Annotated in this window: 22 protein-coding genes; 4 read left to right on the plus strand and 18 right to left on the minus strand. The window is 70.9% G+C overall.

Features of this window, described 5'->3' with window-relative positions:
- Positions 1–6 precede the first annotated feature (6 nt).
- Complete coding sequence (gene dnaE, locus ACFPZ3_RS20665; RefSeq protein WP_379515800.1) at positions 7–3,546, minus strand: DNA polymerase III subunit alpha; 3,540 nt, start codon at positions 3,544–3,546, stop codon at positions 7–9.
- 62 nt (positions 3,547–3,608) lie between these two features.
- On the opposite strand from dnaE, the gene ACFPZ3_RS20670 reads away from it, so the two are divergent.
- A complete protein-coding gene (locus ACFPZ3_RS20670; RefSeq protein ID WP_379515801.1) occupies positions 3,609–4,598 on the plus strand; it encodes a LysR family transcriptional regulator in 990 nt (329 codons plus the stop codon).
- Here the strand turns inward: ACFPZ3_RS20670 and ACFPZ3_RS20675 are convergent.
- Entirely contained in the window at positions 4,547–5,215 is a 669-nt protein-coding gene (locus tag ACFPZ3_RS20675; protein ID WP_379515802.1) for an MmyB family transcriptional regulator, read from the minus strand. The two genes, ACFPZ3_RS20670 and ACFPZ3_RS20675, sit on opposite strands and share 52 nt — an antisense overlap.
- Before the next feature lie 176 nt (positions 5,216–5,391).
- Here ACFPZ3_RS20675 and ACFPZ3_RS20680 point away from each other — a divergent pair, with 176 nt between their 5' ends.
- Entirely contained in the window at positions 5,392–6,168 is a 777-nt protein-coding gene (locus ACFPZ3_RS20680) for an SDR family oxidoreductase (RefSeq protein ID WP_379515803.1), read from the plus strand.
- Positions 6,169–6,174: 6 nt separating this feature from the next.
- On the opposite strand, the gene ACFPZ3_RS20685 is transcribed toward ACFPZ3_RS20680, so the two are convergent.
- The 5 genes from ACFPZ3_RS20685 to ACFPZ3_RS20705 form a co-directional block, all read right to left on the minus strand.
- Complete coding sequence (locus tag ACFPZ3_RS20685) at positions 6,175–8,145, minus strand: S9 family peptidase (RefSeq protein WP_379515804.1); 1,971 nt, start codon at positions 8,143–8,145, stop codon at positions 6,175–6,177.
- On the minus strand, positions 8,142–8,783 hold the full coding sequence (locus ACFPZ3_RS20690; RefSeq protein WP_379515805.1) for a TetR/AcrR family transcriptional regulator: 642 nt from the start codon (positions 8,781–8,783) through the stop codon (positions 8,142–8,144). The genes ACFPZ3_RS20685 and ACFPZ3_RS20690 overlap by 4 nt, the downstream gene beginning before the upstream one ends.
- Before the next feature lie 121 nt (positions 8,784–8,904).
- Positions 8,905–10,182: a cytochrome P450 gene (locus tag ACFPZ3_RS20695; protein ID WP_379515806.1), complete on the minus strand. Its 1,278-nt coding sequence runs from the start codon at positions 10,180–10,182 to the stop codon at positions 8,905–8,907.
- A 121-nt stretch (positions 10,183–10,303) separates the two neighbouring features.
- A complete protein-coding gene (locus tag ACFPZ3_RS20700; RefSeq protein ID WP_379515807.1) occupies positions 10,304–11,212 on the minus strand; it encodes a TauD/TfdA family dioxygenase in 909 nt (302 codons plus the stop codon).
- A gap of 168 nt (positions 11,213–11,380) precedes the next feature.
- Entirely contained in the window at positions 11,381–11,977 is a 597-nt protein-coding gene (locus ACFPZ3_RS20705) for a hypothetical protein (RefSeq protein ID WP_379515808.1), read from the minus strand.
- A 78-nt stretch (positions 11,978–12,055) separates the two neighbouring features.
- On the opposite strand from ACFPZ3_RS20705, the gene ACFPZ3_RS20710 reads away from it, so the two are divergent.
- The gene (locus ACFPZ3_RS20710) at positions 12,056–12,460 is read left to right on the plus strand and encodes a YybH family protein (protein WP_379515809.1); all 405 of its coding nucleotides are present in this window, start codon (positions 12,056–12,058) and stop codon (positions 12,458–12,460) included.
- A 72-nt stretch (positions 12,461–12,532) separates the two neighbouring features.
- Here the strand turns inward: ACFPZ3_RS20710 and ACFPZ3_RS20715 are convergent, their stop codons facing one another.
- From ACFPZ3_RS20715 to ACFPZ3_RS20730, 4 genes are all read right to left on the minus strand, one after another.
- The gene (locus ACFPZ3_RS20715) at positions 12,533–13,396 is read right to left on the minus strand and encodes a siderophore-interacting protein (RefSeq protein ID WP_379515810.1); all 864 of its coding nucleotides are present in this window, start codon (positions 13,394–13,396) and stop codon (positions 12,533–12,535) included.
- Positions 13,397–13,509: 113 nt separating this feature from the next.
- A complete protein-coding gene (locus ACFPZ3_RS20720) occupies positions 13,510–13,638 on the minus strand; it encodes a hypothetical protein (protein WP_379515811.1) in 129 nt (42 codons plus the stop codon).
- 38 nt (positions 13,639–13,676) lie between these two features.
- Positions 13,677–13,871: an MbtH family protein gene (locus ACFPZ3_RS20725; RefSeq protein WP_379515812.1), complete on the minus strand. Its 195-nt coding sequence runs from the start codon at positions 13,869–13,871 to the stop codon at positions 13,677–13,679.
- Positions 13,868–14,074, minus strand: a complete 207-nt coding sequence (locus tag ACFPZ3_RS20730) for a hypothetical protein (protein WP_379515813.1) — start codon at positions 14,072–14,074, stop codon at positions 13,868–13,870. Before ACFPZ3_RS20730 ends, ACFPZ3_RS20725 begins: the two co-directional genes overlap by 4 nt.
- Before the next feature lie 259 nt (positions 14,075–14,333).
- On the opposite strand from ACFPZ3_RS20730, the gene ACFPZ3_RS20735 reads away from it, so the two are divergent.
- On the plus strand, positions 14,334–14,969 hold the full coding sequence (locus tag ACFPZ3_RS20735; RefSeq protein ID WP_379515814.1) for a chemotaxis protein CheB: 636 nt from the start codon (positions 14,334–14,336) through the stop codon (positions 14,967–14,969).
- Positions 14,970–15,189: 220 nt separating this feature from the next.
- Here the strand turns inward: ACFPZ3_RS20735 and ACFPZ3_RS20740 are convergent, their stop codons facing one another.
- From ACFPZ3_RS20740 to ACFPZ3_RS20770, 7 genes are read right to left on the minus strand one after another with little or no spacing between them, the layout of a single operon-like run.
- Positions 15,190–16,332, minus strand: coding sequence for an NAD(P)/FAD-dependent oxidoreductase (locus ACFPZ3_RS20740; RefSeq protein ID WP_379515815.1), 1,143 nt, complete (start codon positions 16,330–16,332; stop codon positions 15,190–15,192).
- A gap of 11 nt (positions 16,333–16,343) precedes the next feature.
- On the minus strand, positions 16,344–17,147 hold the full coding sequence (locus tag ACFPZ3_RS20745; RefSeq protein WP_379515816.1) for an ABC transporter permease: 804 nt from the start codon (positions 17,145–17,147) through the stop codon (positions 16,344–16,346).
- Positions 17,144–18,016 carry an ABC transporter permease gene (locus ACFPZ3_RS20750; RefSeq protein ID WP_379515817.1) on the minus strand — a complete coding sequence of 291 codons (873 nt, stop codon included), beginning with the start codon at positions 18,014–18,016 and terminating at the stop codon, positions 17,144–17,146. Before ACFPZ3_RS20750 ends, ACFPZ3_RS20745 begins: the two co-directional genes overlap by 4 nt.
- Positions 17,980–19,065, minus strand: coding sequence for an ABC transporter ATP-binding protein (locus tag ACFPZ3_RS20755; RefSeq protein WP_379515818.1), 1,086 nt, complete (start codon positions 19,063–19,065; stop codon positions 17,980–17,982). The genes ACFPZ3_RS20750 and ACFPZ3_RS20755 overlap by 37 nt, the downstream gene beginning before the upstream one ends.
- Positions 19,062–20,093: an ABC transporter substrate-binding protein gene (locus ACFPZ3_RS20760; RefSeq protein ID WP_379515819.1), complete on the minus strand. Its 1,032-nt coding sequence runs from the start codon at positions 20,091–20,093 to the stop codon at positions 19,062–19,064. The genes ACFPZ3_RS20755 and ACFPZ3_RS20760 overlap by 4 nt, the downstream gene beginning before the upstream one ends.
- Positions 20,090–21,142: an ABC transporter substrate-binding protein gene (locus ACFPZ3_RS20765; protein WP_379515820.1), complete on the minus strand. Its 1,053-nt coding sequence runs from the start codon at positions 21,140–21,142 to the stop codon at positions 20,090–20,092. The genes ACFPZ3_RS20760 and ACFPZ3_RS20765 overlap by 4 nt, the downstream gene beginning before the upstream one ends.
- Positions 21,139–21,504 carry an FAD-dependent oxidoreductase gene (locus ACFPZ3_RS20770; protein ID WP_379515821.1) on the minus strand — a complete coding sequence of 122 codons (366 nt, stop codon included), beginning with the start codon at positions 21,502–21,504 and terminating at the stop codon, positions 21,139–21,141. Before ACFPZ3_RS20770 ends, ACFPZ3_RS20765 begins: the two co-directional genes overlap by 4 nt.
- Positions 21,505–21,625 lie beyond the last annotated feature (121 nt).

Here is a 21,625-nt window from a genome sequence, read left to right on the forward strand (position 1 = left end):
TGAAGATCATGACGAGCTGACCGCGCCGACGCCGAACAGCGCCTTGACGTCGCCGTAGAACGCCGGCAGCGGGGACACCTGGAAGGGCCGCAGGTTCAGCAGCACGCTGGGGGCGCCGCGCCGGTGCAGCCGTACGTGGACGGGCGCCCGGCCGGGGTGGGTGGTCAGGATGTCCTTGAACTCCTGGACGACCCGGGGATTGAGCTGCGCCTCCTGAATCGTGATCACCACGGGCGGGTCGGCGTCGCCCTGGGCGAGCAGGCTCAGCTCCTCGGCGTAGACGCTCACCGCCTCATCCCGTACGTTGATCCGCCCCCGCACGCAGACCACCCGGTCCTGGGCCAGCACGTCCTCGTACAGCGTGTAGGTCTTGGGAAAGACGAGGCACTCCACGGCGGCGTCGTGATCCTCGACGGTGACGATCGCCCACGGGCTGCCCTGTTTGGTGACCTTGCGCTGCAGGCCGGAGATGATGCCGCTGATCCTGGTCGTCCCGTCCTGCCGCCCGGAGGCCAGCAGGTCGGCGATGGTGGTGTCGCGGTGGGCGTCCAGGATGTGTTCGGCGCCGTAGAGGGGGTGGCTGGAGACGTACAGGCCGAGCATCTCGCGCTCGTAGGCGAGCAGGTCCGCCTGGTCCCACTCCCCTGGCGGGATCGCGATCGAGAACGCGCCCGTCTGCCCGGGTTCGCCGAACAGGGAGTCCTGGCCGTGGGCGGCGTTGCGCTTGAGGTCGATGACCGCGTCGATGGCCTGCTCGTGCACGGCGACCAGGGCTTTCCTGTCGTGCCCGAGGCTGTCGAAGGCGCCGGCCTTGGCCAGCGACTCGATGACGCGTTTGTTGCAGACGAGGGCGGGCACCTTGGCGAGGAAGTCGTTGAAGCCGGTGTAGGGGCCCCGCGCCTCGCGGGCGGAGACGATGGCGTCCACGACGTTGGCGCCGACGTTGCGTACGGCGCCGAGGCCGAAGCGGATGTCGGTGCCGACGGCGGCGAAGTCGAGCCGGCTGGCGTTGACGTCCGGTGGCAGCACCTTGATGCCCACCCGCCGGCAGTCGGCCAGGTAGACGGCCATCTTGTCCTTGTCGTCGCCGACGGAGGTGAGCAGCGCGGCCAGATATTCGCTGGGGTAGTTGGCCTTGAGATAGGCGGTCCAGTAGGAGACCAGGCCGTAGCCGGCGGTGTGCGACTTGTTGAATCCGTAGCCGCTGAAGGGCACCAGCACGTCCCAGACGGCCTTGATCGCCTCGCCGGCGAAGCCGCGCTCGCGCATGCCCGCCGCGAAGCGGTCCCATTCGGCGTCCAGGACCTCCTTCTTCTTCTTGCCCATGGCCCTGCGCAGCATGTCGGCGGCCCCGAGGGAGTACCCGGCGAGCTGCTGGGCGATGGCCATGACCTGCTCCTGGAAGACCACCAGGTGGTAGGTGTCGCCGAGGATCGGCTCCAGCACGTCGTGCAGGTCGGGGTGGATCGGCTCGACCGGCTGCTTGCCGGTCTTGCGCAGGGCGTAGTTGGTGTGGGCGTTCATCTCCATCGGGCCCGGCCGGTACAGCGCGTTCACGGCGGCGATGTCGGTGAACGTGGTCGGCTGCATCAGCTTCAGCAGCACCCGCATGCCGCCGCTGTCGAGCTGGAAGACGCCGAGGGTGTCGCCGCGCGCCAGCAGGTCGTACGTCGTCGCGTCGTCCAGCGGGATCTGGAGGATGTCGATCTCCACGCCCCGGTTGGCGCGCACGCCCGCGATCGCGTCGCCGATCACCGTGAGGTTGCGCAGGCCGAGGAAGTCCATCTTCAGCAGGCCCATCTCCTCGGCCTGCGTGAAGGGGAACCCGGTGACGACCGGCCCGTCGGCCTTCGGCTTGGCCAGCGGGACCACGTCGATCAGCGGCTCGCTGGACAGGATCACCCCGGCGGCGTGGATGCCGGTGCCGCGGGTCAGGCCCTCGATGCCGGCCGCGGTGTCGACCACCCGCCTGACGTCGGCGTCCTGCTCGTACATGGCCCGCAGCTCGGCCGCCTCGCCGTGGCGCGGGTGGCTGCAGTCGTGGATGGCGGCCAGCGGGATCTCCTTGCCGCCGACCGCGGCGGGGAACGCCTTGGTGATGCGGTCGCCCAGCGCGTACGGCAGGCCGAGCACGCGGCAGGAGTCCTTGATGGCGGCCTTGGCCTTGATGGTGCCGAAGGTGACGATCTGGCAGACCCGGTCGTCGCCGTACCTGCGGGTGACGTAGTCGATCATCTCGTCCCGGCGGCGGTCGTCGAAGTCGAGGTCCACGTCGGGCATGGAGATGCGCTCGGGGTTGAGGAACCGTTCGAAGATCAGCTTGTGCTCGATGGGGTCGAGCTGGGTGATGCCCGTGCAGTACGCGACGATCGAGCCGGTGGCAGAACCGCGGCCGGGGCCCAGCCCGATGCCGTGCTCCCGCGCGTACTCGCAGATGTCGGCCACCACCAGGAAGTAGCCGGGAAAGCCCATGGTGTCGATGACCGACAGCTCGTAGTCGATGCGCTCCAGCACCTCGGGCGACGGCCGGTCGCCGTAGCGCCGCCGCGCGCCGCGCAGGCTCTCCGCGCGCAGCCAGCTCGACTCGCTCTCGCCCTCGGGGACGGGGAAGCGCGGCGTCAGGTCGCGGTGGGCGAACACCTCGCCGTAGTCGCCGACCCGCTCGGCGATCAGCAGCGTGTTGTCGCACGCGCCCGGCACCTCGCCGTCCCACAGGGCACGCATCTCGGCCGCGGACTTGACGTAGTAGCCGCTGCCGCTGAAGCGGAAGCGGTCGGCGTCGTCGAGCCGCTTGCCGGTGCCCACGCACAGCAGTACGTCGTGCGCTCTGGCCTGGTCCTCGGTGACGTAGTGGGAGTCGTTGGTGGCCAGCGGCGGCAGGGCGAGCGTGTCGCCGAGCCTGAGCAGGTCCTCGCGGACCCGGCGTTCGATGGCCAGGCCGTGGTCCATCAGCTCCAGGAAGTAGTTGCCCGCGCCGAAGATGTCGCGGTAGCGGGCGGCGGCCTGGACGGCCTCCTCGTACTGGCCGAGGCGCAGCCGGGTCTGCACCTCGCCGGACGGGCAGCCGGTCGTGGCGATGATGCCCCGGCCATGCTCGGCCAGCAATTCGTCATCCATACGCGGATATTTCTGGACATGTCCTTCGAGCCAGGCGCGTGACTGCAGCCGGAACAGGTTCCGCAGGCCCTCGGCGCCGTCCGCCCACATCGTCATGTGCGTGTACAGGCCGCGCCCCGACACGTCGCCGCCCGCGCCGGTCGCGTCGTCGGACCTGCGCAGCGAAAGGTCGTCGCTGTAGAACACCGGCCGGCGGTGCCGCCGCGAGGCGGGGGCGACGTAGCTCTCCATGCCGATGACCGGCTTGATCCCCGCCTTGCGGGCCGCGTGGTAGAACTCGTACGCGCCGTGCACGTTGCCGTGGTCGCTCATCGCCACCGCCGGCATCCCCTGCCGCGCCACCTCCCCCATCAGCAGCCCGACCTTGGCCGCCCCATCCAGCATGCTGTACTCCGTATGCACATGCAGATGCACGAAGGACTCCGCCAAACCACACCTCCCGGTTGTAAGCTTCGCTCGCGGAAGAGCATTCGACCGGAAGGCAGAGACGGTTGTCCAACAATCAACACGCCGATTTCTCACAACAATCAGTTGTCGAGGGAGATCTCGACCTCGGCGCGATCCGCGCGTTCGTCGCCATCACCGAGGACCGCTCCTTCAGCGACGCCGCGGCCCGCCTGGGAATCAGCCAGCAGGCCGTGTCCAAACGCATCGCCAAGCTCGAATCCGACCTCGGCGTCCGGCTGTTCTTCCGCACCCGCAACGGAGCCGACCTCACCCAGGACGGCAGCGCCCTCCTGCACCACGCCCGCGCCCTCGTCGGCCTCGCCGACCAGGCACTCGACTCTCTGCGCGGCCGCCGCCGGGCGCTGCGCGTGGACGTCCTGGACACCCGGCTGGCCGCCACCGACCTGATCCGCGCCTTCCACCACGACACCCACGACGCCGGCATCGAGATCACCACCTCCAACGGCCTCAGATCCGCCCGCGACGCCGTCGCCCGCGGCACCGTCGACGCCTCCTTCGTCCGCGTCGCCGCGCCCCTCGGCGACGACCTGCGGAACGTGCCCGCCTATCTCGAACCCGTCCACCTGCTCATCGGCCGCGACCACCCCCTCGCCGACCGGCGCGAGGTAGGCGTCAAGGAACTGTCGGGATCGACCGTGTGGATGCCCGGCAACGCGCCCGACAGCGAATGGGCCGACTACTACCGCCTGCTGGGCGCCGCGTTCGGGTTCGGCATCGACGACTCAGGACCGGACTTCGGGTGGGAGTACTTCGTGGAGGAGGTCGGCGCCGGTGACCGGCTCGGGCTGGTGGGGCAGGGGTGCCGGGTGCCGTGGCATCCCCGTACGGTGCAGATCCCGGTCGTGGACCCCGTACCCGTCTATCCGACCTCGCTGCTGTGCCACCGCCAGAACCCGCACCCCATGCTGGCCCGGCTCCTCGCCTTCGTCGAGGACCGCTTCCGCCCCTTCGACCCGCACCGTCAGTGGCTGCCCGCCTCCGACCGCTCCGCCTTCCAGCCGGCGAGGAGCTGAAGGGCCTGCGCGGTCTCCGAGCCCGGCTCGACGTTGTAGACGCACAACGTCTGGTCGGGGTCGCCGGGAGGCTGGAACGACTCGTAGGAGAAGTGCAGGTCGCCGACGAGGGGGTGGTGGTAGTGCTTGCCGCCGTGCGTACGGCGCAGCACGCGATGGTCGTTCCACCACACGCCGAACTCCGGCGAGCGCAGCGTGAGCTCGCCGACGAGGTCCGCCAGCCGCCGATCGTCGGGATAGCGGCCGGCGTCCAGGCGCAACATGGCGACGGTCTCGGCCGCGACCCGCTCCCACTCACCGGTACGGTCCCGCGCCCGCGGATCCAGCAGGTAGTACCGGGCGAGATTGCGCCGTGGCACGGGAAGGGCGTCGAAGTCCGTCAGCACCTCGCGGGCCAGCCGATTGGCGGCCAGGACGTCCGTACGGCGGCCGAGGATGAAGGCGGGCACGTGGGCCAGGGTCTCCAGCATCAGGTGCAACCCCGGCCGCACCCGCTGCGGGCCTGACGGGGCCCGGCGGACGGGGCGGGCCAGCAGGTCCACGAGGTGCTCACGCTCGGCGAGGTCGAGCTGGAGTGCCCGCGCCAGGGCCTCGGTGACCTCGCGGCTGCGGTCCATGCCTCCAGTGTGGCCGCTTCGGGGTGTCCTGGATGCCGTGGGGCTGGCCCTGGGGGTACCAGTCTCGCGGTTACCTGCCTGGTCAGGGCACGGTAGGGCGCCCTTCGAGGGGCATGGCGGGTGGTGTGCTGATGAGGGAGCACCGCGCTCCCGTACCTGTTCGGAAGGTGTGCACCATGACCACGCGAACCTCTGCCCGTCCCCTCTCCGGCCGCGTCGCGGTCGTCACCGGCGCCTCCAGCGGCATCGGCGCGGCCACCGCCGAACACCTGGCGGAGCTGGGCGCCCGGGTCGCCGTCCTCGCACGGCGCGCCGACCGGCTGGAGGATCTGACCGCCCGCATCCGGAAGAACGGCGGTCAGGCCCTCGCGCTCGCGGTCGACGTGACCGACGCGGCGGCGGTACGGGCGGCCGCCGACCGGGTGGCGGCCGAGCTGGGCGCCACCGGCCTGCTCTTCAACAACGCGGGCGTCATGCTCCCCGCCCCGGTCGAAGAGCTGGCCACCGACCAGTGGCGGCACCAGATCGACCTCAACGTCACCGGGCTGATGAACGTCATCGCCGCCTTCACCGCCCAGCTCGTCGAGGCCGCGGCGGAACAGGGCGTGGCCGACCTGATCAACACCTCGTCGATCGCGGCCCAGAACATCTTCCCCAACTTCGCCGTCTACTCCGCGACCAAGGCGTACGTCACCCACCTGTCCCGCCACCTGCGGGTCGAACTGGGTCCCAAGAACGTGCGGGTCTCGGCGATCGAGCCGGGCATCGTCGGCACCGAACTGCAGGGCCACGTCACCGACGAGGGAGCCCGGGCGTGGCTGGAGGGCTCCAAGGAGACGATGGAGTGGCTCACCCCGCAGGACATCGCCCAGACCATCGGGTTCGTCGCCACCCTCCCGCCGCGGGCGAACCTCCAGCAGGTCACCATCATGCCCACCGGCCAGCCGAGCTGACGGGCCTCAGCGGTGATCCCGCGCGGGGACGGCGAGCCATCGGTCGAACCACGCGCGGGTGCGCCGCAACACGTCGAGCTGATGGCCGCGCTCCCGGATCGCGTGGCCCTCTCTCGGATAGACGACGAACTCGTGCTCGACCCCGAATCTCCGCAGGGCGCGATGGAAGTAGGTGGCCTGGCCTACCGGCACGTTCGTGTCGTCCTCGCCGTGCAGGATCAGCACCGGGGTACGGATCCGCGCGGCGTGGGAGATGGGGCTGAGCCGGTCGTGCCGGTGCGGGCCGGCTCCCTCCCAGCCGCAGCTCCCGCTGAGTCCCGCCTCCAGGGTCCCGTTCTCGCCGGTCGCGACGAGCATGCCCCAGTCGCTGATGCCGGCGCCCATCACCGCGGCCTTGAACCGGTCCGTCTGCCCGACGGCCCAGGCGCTCATGAACCCGCCGTGGCTCCAGCCCGCGATCCCGAGCCGATCCGGGTCGGCGACGCCGCCGGCGATCAGCAGGTCGATGCCGGTGGCGATGTCCGTCCATTCGTCCAGGCCGACCGCGCCCGCGACGGTCGCCGCGAAGGCGTGCCCGTGGCCTTCGCCGCCCCGCGGATTGGGCAGGAACACGGCGTATCCGGCGGTCGCGAGCCACTGTCCCGACGGGATCACGCCGAGCATGAACTGGTCGGCGTGCCTGGCGTACGGGCCGCCGTGCACCAGCGTGATGAGCGGGAACGGGCCGTCGTGGCGGCTGCTCCCGGCCGGCAGGATCAGCAGTCCGTCGAGGTCGAGCCCGTCGGACGCCTGGTAGGACAGGCGTTCCTGCCTTCCCCACCCGAGCCCGCGCAGCTCCGGCCTGGTGTCGCTGAGCCGGACGAGCCGACCGGCGGGCGATCCGGCGTGCACGTCCATCGGCTCGTACGCCGTGCTCGCCAGCGCGACGACGACCTCGCCCGAGTGGCTCGCGGTGAGCGCGGTGGCCATGCCCTCCATGGAGGTGGTCCGCCGGAACGTGCGCGTTTCGGGGTCGAGCCGGTAGATCGCGGTGTCGAGCCCGTCGGCGAACAGTGCCACCGGCGGCCCCTCCGCGACCTGCGCCAGGCCGGCCGGGCAGACGGTCATGCCGCTCGTCAGGTTGTGATGGTCGGCCGCGAGACCGGTCTCGGGCACAACGAGGTCGAAGACGGCGCGGCCCCCCACCGGGCCGGGCGGGGTCGTCGCCAGGTAGCACAGGTGCCAGACGCCGTCCCTGTCCCACCAGGTCGGCGAGGACGCATCCAGCGCGGCCCGGCCGAGCGCCCTGACCTTGCCGGTCTCCACGTCCACCACGTGCACCTCGCAGGTGAGGCAGCCGGGGTCGAGCTCCGGGGTCGCCCAGCTGAGCACCGCGAGCGCGCCCCCGTCAGGACGCTGCGCGACTTCGACGACATGCCTGTCGCCCAGCCCGTCCACCGGCCGCGAACGGCCCGTGTCCAGATCCAGCAGCCACAACCGGCTGTTGGGCACCCGCTCGCCCCACACCTTCGCGTCGTCGCCTTCAGCCCGCTCGTCGCCTTCAGCCTGCTCGTCCTCGTCGGCCGGTGGCTCCTCGGCCACCACCGCGACCTGCCGCCCGTCTGCCAGGGGAACGTAGTCGGAGATCCCGCGCCGCCACGTGGTCAGCCGCTCCTCGTCGCCGCCGTCGAGGGGGATCCGATACATCTGGATGGTGCCTCGCTCCACCCGGTCCGATCCGAAGAAGAGCGAAGCGGAATCCGGCGCCCATCGCGGGCCGAAGTCGTTCGCCGTTCCGGCGGTCACCTTCCTGGGTGATGAGCTTCCGTCGGTCGCGGCGATCCAGATGGCGCTGCTCGGACCGTCCTGCGTCCGCCCGACCGCGGCGACCGTGTAGGCGGCCCAGCGACCGTCCGGAGAGATCACCGGATGCAGCGGCATGGCGGCGTCCACGACCGATTCCGGCGTGACCTCGTGCTGCCCGTACGCGGAGATCACCGCTCCTCAAGGCTGGGCCGGTCCAGGCCGGCGGTCAGTTCGGCGATCGCCGCGTCGAACTGCTGAGCCAGCACGGTCATGGCCGACAGCTGATCCAGGCCGGACGTCTCCCGCAACCATCGATCCAGGACGACACACAACGACGCCAGCACCGCCGCCGCGCACACCATCGGATAGATGCCCATTTCGCCGGCGCGGGGCGGAGCGACACGTTCCGCGATCGCCTCGGCCAGGGTCTGCTGCTGCGCCGCGAGCACGGCCAGCTGCTGAGGCACCAGCGACGGAGCCTGACGGATCAGCTGCAACGCCTCAACGTAGCGCTGGCTCAGGGCATCGCTCTCGTTCATCACGACGAGCACGGCCTCACGAAAGGCCCGCAGCACCGATTCCGACCGTGGCCGGGCCCTGAACTGGGCGGTGATCTCCTCCGCGGCGAGCGAGAAAGACGCCACGACCGCCTCTTCCTTGGAGGAGAAGTAGTTGAAGAACGTCCGCAGCGCGATGTCGGCCTCTTCGGCGATCTGCTCCACGGTGACGTTCTCGACGCCGTGGCGCAGGGCCAGGCGCAGCGCCGCCTCGCGCAGCGCGGCCCGGGTGGCCTGCTTCTTGCGTTCGCGACGGCCCACGACCGACGTCACCGTAGCCACCCGGCCTTGTCACCGGGAGACGCAGCACGAACCAACCCAGCCTCCTCCGCCACGGCTCCCCATTATGGGCCCCGCCGCTCATGGGCTCCGCCGCCGCGCCTCCCCTGCCGTCTCAGGACCAGGTCACCGGCAGCGAATGCACGCCGAAGATGAGCATCTCGTTGCGTACCGGCACCTGCTCGGCCGGCACCGCCAGGCGCAGGTCCGGCAGGCGGGAGATCAGCTCGCCCAGCCCGATCCGCATCTCGATCCGGGCCAGCTGCTGCCCCAGGCACTGGTGAACCCCATGCCCGAAGGCCAGGTGCGGAGTACGCGGCCGGCTCAGGTCGAACGCGTCGGGATCGGACCAGTGCCGCGGATCCCGGTTGATCTCGGGCGTGGCGATCACGACGGTCGCACCGGCCGGGAGGTCCACACCGGCCAGCGTCACCGGCTCCGTGGTGACCCGGCTGACCCCGAGCTGGATGATCGACAGGTACCGCAGCAGCTCCTCCACCGTGTTGTCGATCAGGCTGGGGTCGGCCCGCAGCGCCGCGAGCTGGCCGGGGTGCTCCAGCAGCGCGAACGTGCCCAGACCCAGCATGTTCGCCGTGGTCTCATGGCCCGCGTTGAGCAGGACGAGCGCGACATCGGTCAGCTGCGCGTCCGTGAGGGGCGGTTGGGCGTCGTGGATGAGCCCGGACAGCAGGTCGTCGGCGGGGTTGGAGCGCTTGCCCGCCACCAGCCGCCGCATGTACGCATACAGCTCGGCGCGCGCCGCGGCCTGCTCCTGCGGGGTCGAGTTCGCGTTCAGCCCGACCGCCGTACGCTCCTGGAACTCCGCACGGTCGGCGTAGTCCACGCCCAGCAGCTCGCAGATGACCAGCGACGGCAGCGGCAACGCGAACGCCGGCACCAGGTCGGCCTCCGTGCCCGCCGCCTTCATCGCCTCGATGTGCTCGACCGCGATCTCCGTGACCCGCGACTCCAGCTCCCGCATCCGCCGCACCGTGAACTGGCCCGTCAGCAGCCGCCGCAGCCGGGTGTGCTCCGGCGGGTCCATGAAGACGAAAAGCCCGTCCTCCCGCTCCGGCATCTCCGCCTTCGGCGGCTGCGCCGCCTCCATCGCGGCCACCTCGTGCGGCTGCAGCGACGTCGCGTCCCGATGGCGCATCTTGTCGGCGCTGAACCGCGCGTCCGACAGCACCGTACGGGCCTCCTCGAACCCCGTCACCAGCCACGCCCGCGCGCCATTGAGCAGATCCAACGGCCGGACCGCGTCCTTGCCCCGCAGACCGGGCGGCGGATCGAACGGGCAGCGCCCGCGCTCCACCATGTCCGGCGGCAGGATCCGCCGCATCGCCGTGGTGCTCGCGCTCGGAGCTTCCTCGGTCAGGCTGTCGTCGGCCATCAGCACGTCCTGTTCTTGAGGGGGCCTCTCACTGAGGACCCACCTTACAAAGATGCACGACGCGCATCGATGCGCGTCGTGCAAGAACACTAACCGACGTCCCACCCACCCGCGACCAAGCTCACTCCGCGGCGGCAAGCCACAAACGCAAGAGATGACGCCGCCGCCCCTCCTCCGGATAATCCTCAAATGCCGTCCGGCTGTGCAGCACCACATGGTTGTTCAGAAACTGCATATCCCCCTCGCGGAAATCCATCGTCAGCACGAACCGCGCATCATTCGTCAGCCGATCCAGCATCTCCATCACCTCCGCCTGCTCCCGGGAGAACGGCGGCACACTCGCACCCCGCAACGCCGAACGCAGGTAGTCAGGGCCGTAGGACATCGACACCCCGCCCCCTTCCCGCGGCACGCAGATCGGCTTCTCGAAGAAACTCTCCGGCCCATCACCAGAACGCCGATCGTGCCACCACGGCCGATAGAGCACCTCCGCCAGATCCGGCCGCAGCCGCACGATCTCGTTGTGCACCGCCACCGAACTCACAATCGCGCTCAAGCCCCCCGACTTCGCCGGCCGCACACACAACAACGCCACCACATCGGTCGGATCGCTGTGAAAACCCAGCCGCGCACGATGCTCATAGCTCCGCGTCCGGCCCTCGGCCGGATCCGCGCCCGTGTCACGTACATGCATCAACGGCGCCCGCCCGGGCCCCTGCGGAACGACCTCACCCACATGGCACGCCAGACCCGCCGCCGCGACCTCGCACTCCCGCTCACTCATCTCCTCGACGGGCACGCCCCGCACCAGCACGAACCCGCGCCCGCCCACCAAATCCCCGCGAACCCGCCGCAACACCGGACCCAGCGTCGGCAACGCGAACCCCTCCCGCCTGACCTCGCCCTCCGCCGCCCGCACCGCGGCGAGCAGCTCCCTCCGATGCCCGTCGTCGAGCCGGACCTTCCAGTCATCGCCCCGGACCTCGTCCGCCCGCCACTCGCCGGGCCCCACCACTCGCGCGATCACCATGACGCCACCGCCTCTCCGCCGTCGGCCTGTTGCCTGTGGCCTCACCCTCCTTGCTCAGGCGACCCGTGGCACCCCCTCATCGCCCACGGCAGAACACCTTCACCGACAGCGGAACCCGGCATATCACCTCGCTGGTGGCTCTGCTCCGAAGAGAGCGGACAACCATTTCTAACGTCCGAAGACCGTGGCGACCTTCTCCCGCAGTTCGAGGGGCAGTGCCGCCGCCGCCCGAAGGACAGCCTCGCGGCCGGCCGGCCCCGCCTGCGGCGCCAGCGAGACGGCCAGCCGCACGGCGCGCTCCTGCAACGCCACCGTGTCCTGCCCGAAGATCAGCGCCATCGCCTCCAGGACGGCATCCGCCCGCCCCGCATCACGCAACACCGCGTCACCCGCCCACGACAGGGCATCGCGCAGCAACTTCCGCTCCGGCCGCGACGCCAGCGCCCGGAGCACCCCGGCGAACAGCTCCTCCCCCAGCAGCCCCGCCTCCTCCAGCCGCCATAACTGGGCCACCGCCAGCGAGGCCGCCTCGACCGGCCCGGCGGGCACCAGCCTGGCATAGGCCCCGGCGCAGGCGGCCGACTCATCGAGGGAGAGGTCGAGCCGATCGTGCAGGCGCACCAGCTCGACCGGCGCCCCGGGACACAGCAGCCGCCCCACCACCGCGTCGATGACGACCGCACGGTCCAGCCGCCCAGCGTCGTCCAGCCGCCGGACAGCCACGCCGCCGGACAGCGGATCCCTCACCATCACCGTGTCAGCCATGGTCAGGACGTTATCGAGCCCCCACGACAATTCCGGATCATGAGCCGGGCTCTAGGAATGTGATATGATCATTTTGTCATGAGTAGTCATGACATTCCGCAGCCTCGCGTGATCCTCGCCGGCGACCCCGGCAGCCCTGCCGCCCGCTTCGTTGCGGCCATGAACACCGGTGATCCCACCGCGCTCGACCACGTCTACGAAGACGACGCCGTACTCGTCCCCGTGCCCGGTCACCCCGTCACCGGACAGGACCGCGTGGCCGCCAACCGTCACCTGCAGAGCTTCGGCCTGCCCATCGAGACGCGCCCCCGCCACGCCTACGTCGCCGGCGACATCGCCCTGCTCATCGTGGACTGGTCGATGCGCGGCACCGCCCGCGACGGCAGCGAGATCGACCTGAGCGGCACCGCCACCGACGTCGTACGACGCGGCCCCGACGGCCGATGGCGGTACGTCATCGACAACCCCCACGGCACCGCCTGACGGATCCACCCTTCACAAGGGAGAACGGTGTGCGCGGGCCGGGGTGCTGCCGGGATGCGCAGGCGGTGAAGGTCACCGCCTGCGCCAGTACCCGCAGAATATGATGTGCTCCTTCGGCACCCCGCCGCGCACCCAGTGCCGCCGCAGCGCCGCGGGCAGCGCCGACTCCCCCACCACCCAGCCGTAGAACGGCTCCCCGGACAGCGGCAGCGCCCGCGCGGCGTCCAGGACGCCGGCGCCGGGCACGGGGGCGGGCGCGGTGGCGGGCACGGGGGCGGGCACAGCGGCGGGCGCGGCGGCGGGGCCCTCGCGCACGATCCAGGTCAGCTCCACGCCCTCGGGCACGTCGAGCGGCAGCCGGTCCTCCGGCGAGGGGACCTCGGCGAACGCGTGCCCCCGGGTGCCGGGCGGCAGGGAGGCGAGGATGCCCGCCAGCGCCGGAAGCCCGCTCTCGTCGGCCGCCAGCACGACCCGCCGCGTCTCGGGCGGCGGGTTGAAGCCGATGCCCTCGTCGATGATCGCCACGCTGTCGTCCGGCTCGCACGTCTCGGCCCACGCCGCGGCGGGCCCCGCCGTGCCATCGGCGGCCGAGCCGTGCAGGACGAAGTCCACGTCGATCTCGGGGCCCTCGGGGCGGTAGGCCCGTACCGAATAGTTGCGCAGCACCGGGCGGGAGGCCTTGGAGATCGTCAGGTATTTGGCGTAGCTGAGGGTGGTGAGCTTGGGCGGCAGGCGCGTCAGCGAGTCCTCGGAGACGGGCAGGAAGAGGCGGAACCACTGGTCGTACCCCATGGGCACGAAACTCTTGGCATCCCCTCCGCCGAGGGTGACGCGGGCGAAGTGCGGTGAGAGGCGCTCACGGCGCAGCACGCGCAGGATGAGCAGTTCGGAGGTCCGGGGTTTGATCCTGGTGCTGTTCAGGTTCCCTCTGGCCAATGCGGGCTCCTCGTCTTTCCATGGTCATGCGATCGGCGGGCTCATCCCCCTCGCCGCCGGATGATTCAAAGGGCGTGGGACTGGAGACCGCCCGGTCCGCGCCAACCAGGCGGTCACCAGCCCCACGCCTTTACAATGTAGATTCGCTGGTGAACCTTCGCACGGAGTGCCGCCGGGGGCACGCCGAATTCAGTCGCGATGGCGAACAGCGCGGGCAGCACGGTCGCGTCCGGGCCGTTCATGCACATCGCCGTGACGTGGACGGCGAGTATCGCGCCCCTTACCGGCGCAGGCTGCGGGGGCGCAGGTCCGTCCAGGTCGCGGCGACGTAGGCCAGGCAGGCGGCTCTGGCGTCGGGGCCGAAGCGCACCGACCAGCCGTCGGGCACGGCGGCGAAGGAGGGCCAGATGGAGTGCTGCTCCTCGTCGTTGGCCAGCACGTAGAACTCGCCGTCAGGGTCGTCGAAGGGGTTCACAGGTTTGTCTCCTTGAGTCGGGCCGCGACGATCGCACCGATGTCGGCGATCGGTCCCGGCTGGGTCGTGTCCTTGTGGCCGCAAGCCACGTCGTACGCCTCGGGCCGCAGCACCCCGGCCTCGGACAGCGCGGCGCACACGGCCGCCCCGATCCCCCAGGCCGCGCCGGGCACCGAGGCGATGGCTCCTTCGATCCCGTCCATTGCGGCAAGTCCTCCCCGAATGCTTTAGTTAGGCAAGCCTTGCCTAATTTGATCGTAAAGTCAGCGTCTGTCAAGGGGAGCGTTTTCGGTGCCTCCACCGCCACCCGCCGTCGTTTGTAAGCCTGCGAGGCCCTTGGGCGGCGGCATGATCGCGCCCCAGCGGACGAAAGGGGAGATTCCAGAACCAATGGCTCTACCCATGAGAGCCTGACCTGCGGTGGAATGAGGGGGGAGCCATCTCCCGCGAAGGAGGACCGACATGGTCTCCGCAACAGGGCCGCCGGAGCCTGTCCCCCTGCCCATCGGGGCATCCCCGGTCGTCGCGATCGTGTCCTCCGCCGGCGGGCTCGCCGCCGCCGGCCTGGTCCTGTCCGCGCTGCCATCGGACCTGGGCGCCGCGGTCATCGTGCTGCAGCACGTATCGCCCGACTACAAGAGCGTCCTGCCGGCCATCCTGGGCAAGCTGACCGCCATGCCCGTCTCAGCGGCGTACGACGGCCAGCCGCTCGTCTCCGGGCACGTCGCGGTCGCGCCGTCGGGCCGGCACCTGCTCGTCACCAGGGACCGTCGCCTGGCCCTCATCGCCTCAGGGCCGTACCCGCCCTCCCGGCCCTCGGCGGACCTGCTGCTGGCCACCCTGGCCGTGGCGGCGGGCCCTGACGTCATCGCGGTCGTCCTGTCGGGCAGGGGCAACGACGGCGCGACGGGGTCCACCGCCGTGCATCGTTTCGGGGGCACCGTCATCACCACCGACGCCGACACCAGCCACGCCTTCGGCATGCCGGAGGCGGTCATCGACAGGATCGGGACCGTCGACCACATCGTCCCGCTCGACCGGGTGGCACCACTGCTGCTCGGGCTGCTGGGCCGCCCCCGCCTGGGCAGGCCCGCCTGACAACGGCGGTGATCACGGTTCGCCGCTCCGGCCCTGGCAGCCGGTGAGGGCCCGGTCCTGGCGGCTGGTGAGGGCCCGGTCCTGGCGGCCGGTGACAGCCCGGTCCTGGCGGCCGGTGACAGCCCGGTGGCGGACGTCGCGCCGACGAGGATCCCAGGCGGGCCGTCGAGGATCCCAGGCGGGGGTCAGGCATACCTGTTCAACCGCCTGGGGGTTGAAATTACTGCTGGCCGGGCCGGCGGGCCGGGGTCGGGGCCGGGCCGGCGGTGCCGTCGGTGAAGCGGGCGGGGCGGAACGGGGACAGCAGCTCCGACTCCGTGCCGAACACCTCGGCCGCCACCTCCGACATCAGCAGCGGCGCCAGCGTGACCCCGCTGTGCGTGGCCACCGTGTACACCCGCCGCTCCGCGTCGGCGAAGCCGGCCACCGTAAGGCCGTCACCGGGCATCGCCCGCTGGCCCACGACGGCCCGCTCGACCGAGGCGCCCTCCGTGCCGTGCAGAACGCCGGGCAGCAGGGTGAGGATCTCCGTGAGGACCTCGGCGGGCACCGGCGTGGCCGGGTCGGCCAGGCCGTCCAGAGGCAGGGACTGCAGCAACATCCGCCCGCCCCCGTCCGGGCGGAGGTTGAGCGCGGCGGTGGTGAGGACCCGTGACAGGCGGGCGGGCACCGGGGTGGTCGTGACCAGGAAACCGTTGGTGACCGTGCCGGACACGGCCGGGTCCAGCATCGGGACCGTGGCCCCGGCCAGCGCCGCCACCTGCTGGGTCCAGCGTCCCGTGCAGGTCACCACCACGTCGCCGGCGAACGTGCGCCCGTCGGCCAGCGTCACCTTCACGCCCGAGGAGGACGTCTCGATGGCGGTGACCTCGGCCCCGCACTCGAGCGTGGCGCCGCCGTCGCGGGCCTCCCCGAGCAGGCGGCCGAGCAGCCGCAGCGGCTGAACGTACGCCTCACCGGGGAAGAACACGTACTCGGTGCCGGGCGGCGGGGGCACCAGGTCGGGCTCCAGGGCGAGCGCCCGCCTGGCGCTCACCCGCTCGACTGGGTAACCCATGTCCAGCAGGCGGCCGACGCGGGTCTCCAGGAGCTGCTTGTGCTCGTCGGTGACCGCGCATTCGAGGTTGCCCGTGGGGAAGAACCAGTCGCCGGGCAGCTGATGGTGAGCCCAGACGGCGGCGTGGTTGAGGTCGAAGTACTCCTTCGGGGTCTTGTTGTTGGCGTTGATCCACGCGACCGAGGTGGACGTCGTACCGGCCCCCGGGGTACGCGCCTCCAGCACCGTGACCTGCGCGCCGCGCCGGGTGAGACCGGCCGCGACCGCGGATCCGACCACCCCCGCACCGATGACGACGACTCGCACGCTGGCTCCTTTCACTTGTGGTCCTCGTTGGCGCCGAACAGCTTGGCGACGCCGACGAAACGTTCGATGACGGCGACCGCTATCAGCGCGAACAGCACCATGAGGGTGCCGATGGCGGTGACCGTGGGGTCGTAGTCGTACTGCATGTAGCTGAAGATCCGTACGGGCAGCGTCTGCAGGTCGGTCGTGACCACGAACAGCGCCACCGTCAGGTCGTCGAAAGAGGTGATGAAGGCGAAGAACGCGCCCCCGATCAGCGCCCCGCGCACGGCGGGCAGCGTCACGTGCCAGAACACCAGGAACGGCGGCGCCCCCAGCCCGGCCGCGGCCTTCTCCGCCGAGCGGTCCAGGCCCGCCAGCCCGGCCAGGACCAGCCGCACCGCGTAGGGGACGGTCAGCACCAGGTGGGCCAGCAGCAGCGTGAACGGGCTGGAGGCGAGCCCCATCTGCGCGAACCACTGCAGCAGCCCGATGCCCAGCACGATCGTGGGCACCGCGAACGCGCTGGACAGCACCGCCTCCAGGGCGGCCCGGCCAGGGAAGCGGTGGCGGTGGATGGCCAGCCCGCCGGCCAGCCCCACGACCGCGGAGATCGCCGCCGCGGCCACCGCCACGACCGCGCTGAGCGCGAACGACGACAGGAACTCGGGCTTGCTGAACACCTCGGCGTACCAGCGCAGCGTGATCCCCTGCGGCGGGAACGTCACGTACGAGGTCGCGGTCAGCGAGGAGGCCACGGTGACCGCGACGGGCGCGATCAGGAACAGTCCGACCAGCACCGTGAACGCGCCGCCGAGCACCCGGATCGGCCTCATCCGAACACCACATCCCCCTGGCCCCGCCGCAGCAGCCGCGAGTAGCCGAGCAGCAGCCCGGTCGTGACGACCACGAGCACGAAGCCGATCGCGGCCGCGTACGGCCAGTCGAGGGTCGTGGTGGCCTGCGTGTAGACGAAGTACGGCATGAGCTTGACCTTCGGGCCGCCCAGGATCGCCGGGGTGACGAAGCTGGAGGCGGTGAGGCTGAACACGATCATGGCCCCGGCCAGCATGCCGGGCGCGGAGAGCGGCAGCGTGATCCGCCAGAAACAGCTCCACCCGGGCGCTCCCAGGCCTTTGGCGGCGGGCACGAGCGTCGGGTCGATCCGGTCCAGGCTGCCCATGAGCGGCAACACCATGTACGCCAGCATCACGTGCACCATGCCGATGAGCACGGCGGTGTCGTTGTACAGGAGTTGCGGCGGGGTGAGCCCGAACCACTTGATCACGGCGGCGACGGGGCCGTTGGGCCCGAGCACCACGAGCCACCCGTACGCGCGGATGACCATGCTGATCAGCAGCGGCGACAGCAGGAGCAGCGACAACCAGTTGCGGACCCGCGCGGAGCAACCCCGCATGTACAGGGCGAACGGGTAGCCGACGGCCAGGCAGCCGATCGTGGTCAGGGCGGCGACCTTGAGCGTGTTCCACAGGACGTCCCGGTAGAACGGGTCGCCGAGGAAGCGCGCGTAGTTGCCGAGCGTGAACGCGCCCGCCTGCGTTCTGAAGCTGTTGGCCACCAGCGTGAACAGCGGCGCCACGAACAGCAGCGCGAAGATCACGATGGCGGGCAGCGCGAGCAGCAGGCCCGTGCGCCAGCGCGGGCGCCTCAGCGAGTTGCCAGCGACGCGTCCGACGGCCGCCATGCGCAGGTCACCTCCTCCCCCGCCGCGGGAACCTGCGCGTCGAACGGCAGCGCCGCCGTCACCTCACCCGCCGGGGTGTCCACCACGCAGCGGATGCGCGAGCCGAGGAAGCGCGTCTCGCGGACGGTGCCGCGCAGCCCCTCGCCTTCGGTGTTCACGCGCACGACCTCGGGCCGCACGTACACGCGCACCGCGGTGCCCTCGGCCGGCGGCTCCCCGACGGGGGTCGCCGCCACCTTCTGGCCGGCGACCTCGCAGGTGCCGCCTCCCGCGGCGGTGCCGTCGAGGGCGTTGACCTCGCCGATGAACTGGGCCACGAAGTCCGTGGCGGGCCGCAGGTAGACCTCCCGCGGCCGGTCGAGCTGGTGGATGACGCCGTCGGCCATGACCGCGATCCGGTCGGAGACCGCCAGGGCCTCCTCCTGGTCGTGGGTGACGAGGATCGTGGTGGTGCCGATGCGGCGCTGGAGGGCGGAGACCTCGTCGCGCAGGCGTACCCGGAGCTGGGCGTCGAGGTTGGAGAACGGCTCGTCGAGCAGCAGCAGGTCGGGCTCGATCACCAGTGCCCTGGCCAGCGCGGCGCGCTGCTGCTGGCCGCCGGAGAGCTGACGCGGGTGCCGCCCGGCCATGCCGTCCAGGCCCACCATCTCCAGCACCTCGGCGACCCGCTTCTTGCGCCGCTCGCCCGCGACCTTGCGCATGCGCATGCCGAAGGCCACGTTGTCGGCGATCGTCATGTGCGGGAACAGGGCGTAGGACTGGAAGACCATGCCCATGGAGCGGCGGTGCGGCGGGACCGCGGTGATGTCGCGGCCGTCCACCTCGATCAGGCCGCCGTCGGCGGACAGATGACCGGCGATCATGTTCAGGGTGGTCGTCTTGCCGCAGCCGGACGGGCCGAGCAGGGTGAGGAACTCGCCCGGCTCGGTCTCCAGGTCCACGGCGGAGACGACCTCCTTGCCGCCCAGCACCTTGCGCACACCGTCCAGGCGCAATCGCCCGCGCCGGACGGCGGTCTCCGCCGGCGCCTCGGTGGTGCTGCTCGTCACTGCTCGACCTCCTTGGTCCACTGGTCGGTCCAGGCGGCGCGCTGACCGTTGACGTCCTTCCAGTCCAGCGGCGTCATGCCGGCCGCCTGCTCCGAGCCGACCACCCGCTTGGCCAGCGCGGCGTCGAGCGTGGCGTCGGACACCGTGGGCCCGTCGTAGCCCTCGGCGGCCAGCTTCTGCTGGATCGCCGGCTCCAGCAGCGCGTTGACGAACTTCTGCGCCAGGTCGGCGTGCGGCGCCTTGTTGACGACGTTCGCGGTGGCCAGCAGCGGGATGGCCCCCTTCTCCGGATACACGAACTTGATCGGGAAGTCCTTGTCCGCCAGCGTCTCCACCCGGGACCCGCCCCAGACCGAGGCCACCGCCTGCCCCTGCAGGAAGTAGTTGGACACGTCGGCCGTGGTGTCGAAGGTGAAGGCGTTGGCCGCGACCTTCTTGATGCCCGCGAAGCCCGACTCGACCGAGCCGTCCCCTTCACGGGCCGCCAGCATGAGCGCGCCCACGCCGTAGGTGTTGCTGATCGACGGCAGCACGACCTTGCCCTTGAGCTTCGGGTCCGCCAGGTCGGACAACTTCTTGGGCGCGGGCAGGCCATTGTCGGCGTACCACTTGCTGTTGTACGCCAGCCCCGTCGCCGTCATCGCGAACCCGACTCCCACGTCCCCGGCGAGCCTGGCCACCTTCTCCACCTTCGGCAGCCGGGTCACGGCGGCCGGGTCCAGCGGGGCCAGCAGCCCCGCCTCCGCCGCCTGGGCCTGCGGCCCGTCGTCGATCAGCGCGACGTCGATCTGCGGCGCGTCCTTCTGCGCCTTCAGCTTGGCCACCGTGTCGGTGGAGCTGCCGGCGATGTAGGTGACCTGGCAGCCGCACGTCTTCTCGAAGTCCGGCAGCACGGCCTGCTCGAAGGCCTGCTGGTAGGAGCCCCCGTACCCCGCCACCACGAGTTTGCCCGCCGAGGCGGTCGGGCTTGGCGGGGCGCAGGCCGTCAGGCCGATGAGGGCCAGCGCGGCGGCGAGCAGCCTTGTCATGAGGTCTCGATCTCCTTGTTCCAGCGATCCGTCCAGGCGGAACGGTTCTTGTTGATCACAGCCCAGTCGAGCTTGCGCAGCTCGGCGGCCCGATCCTGGCCGACCACCTTGGCCGCCAGCGCGGCATCGAGCTTGACGCCCTCGACGACCGGGCCGTTGAAGTTGGAGGCGGCCATCGCCTGCTGCGCGGACGGCTCCAGCAGCGCGTTGACGAACTTCTGCGCCAGGTCGGCGTGCGGCGCCTTGTTCACCACGTTCACCGTGGCGATCAGCGGCAGCGCGCCCTCCTCCGGGTAGACGAACTCGATCGGGTAACCCTTCTTGGCCAGCGTCTGCACCCGCGAGTTACCCCAGATCGAGGCCACGGCCTGGCCCTGCAGGAAGTAGTTGGACACATCCGCCGTGGTGTCGAAGGTGACGGCGTTGGCCGCGATCGGCTTGACTCCCGCGAAGCCGGGGTCGATCTTGTTCTCGGAGCCGCCGCCGACCTTGGCCGCGATGAGCAGCGCGCCCAGCCCGTACGTCTGCGTGATCGACGGCATCACCAGCTTGCCCTTGAGCTTGGCGTCCGCCAGGTCGGCCAGCTTCTTGGGGGCGGGCAGGCCGTTCTTGGCGTAGTAGTCGGTGTTGTAGGCGATGCCCGTGGCGTTCAGCGAGAAGCCGACCCCGACATCGCCGGGCAGGCGGGCCAGGTCGATGACCTTGGGCAGGTTCGTGACCGCCTTCGGGTCGAGCGCGGCCAGCAGGCCCTGCTCGACGGCCTGGTTCTGCACGCCGTCGTCGATCAGCGCGACGTCGATCTGCGGGGCGGACTGCTGGGCCTTGAGCTTGGCCACGGTGTCGGTGGAGCTGCCGGCGATGTAACTGACCTTGCAGGAGCAGGACTTCTCGAAGCCGGGGATGACCGACTCCTTGAACGCCTCCTCGTAGGAGCCGCCGTACCCGGCGACGACCAGTGTGCCCGGGGCGGCAGAGGGGGTGGGCGCACCGCAGGCGGTGAGGGTGAGAGTCCCGGCCGCGAGCGCGGCGGTCAGAGACCTGGCTTTCATGGTGACCTCCGAAGGGGGCGATTCGGGGCAAGATGGCCGATGGCGCGGGCGGTGCCGCCGGTCTCGACCAGATCGGCGACGACGTCGCCGAAGACGGGGGCGAGCTTGAAACCGTGCCCGCTGAACGCGGCGGCGACCACGACGCGGCCCTGCCGGCCGAGCAGTCCGTGGCCGTCGGGGGTGAACGCGTCGGCGTAGGTGGCCACGCGCACCGGGTCGGGCCGCAACCCGGGCAGCGTCGCGGCGACCGCCTCCGACACCTGCTCGACGTACGCGACGGGAACACTGCGTTCCAGCGACTCGGGCGAGTCGATCTCCCGCCACGGCACGTGCAGGTTGACCTTGACACCGGCGCCGTCCACCGAGGGGAAGCAGGAGTAGGCGGGCTCGCCGACGCGGATGGCGATCGGGCACGTCTCAGGGCCGAACAGGGTGTCGTCGCGGCGCGGGAACCAGGTCGAGGTGATCGCCTTGACGACGATG

The organism is Nonomuraea insulae, from assembly GCF_042656245.1.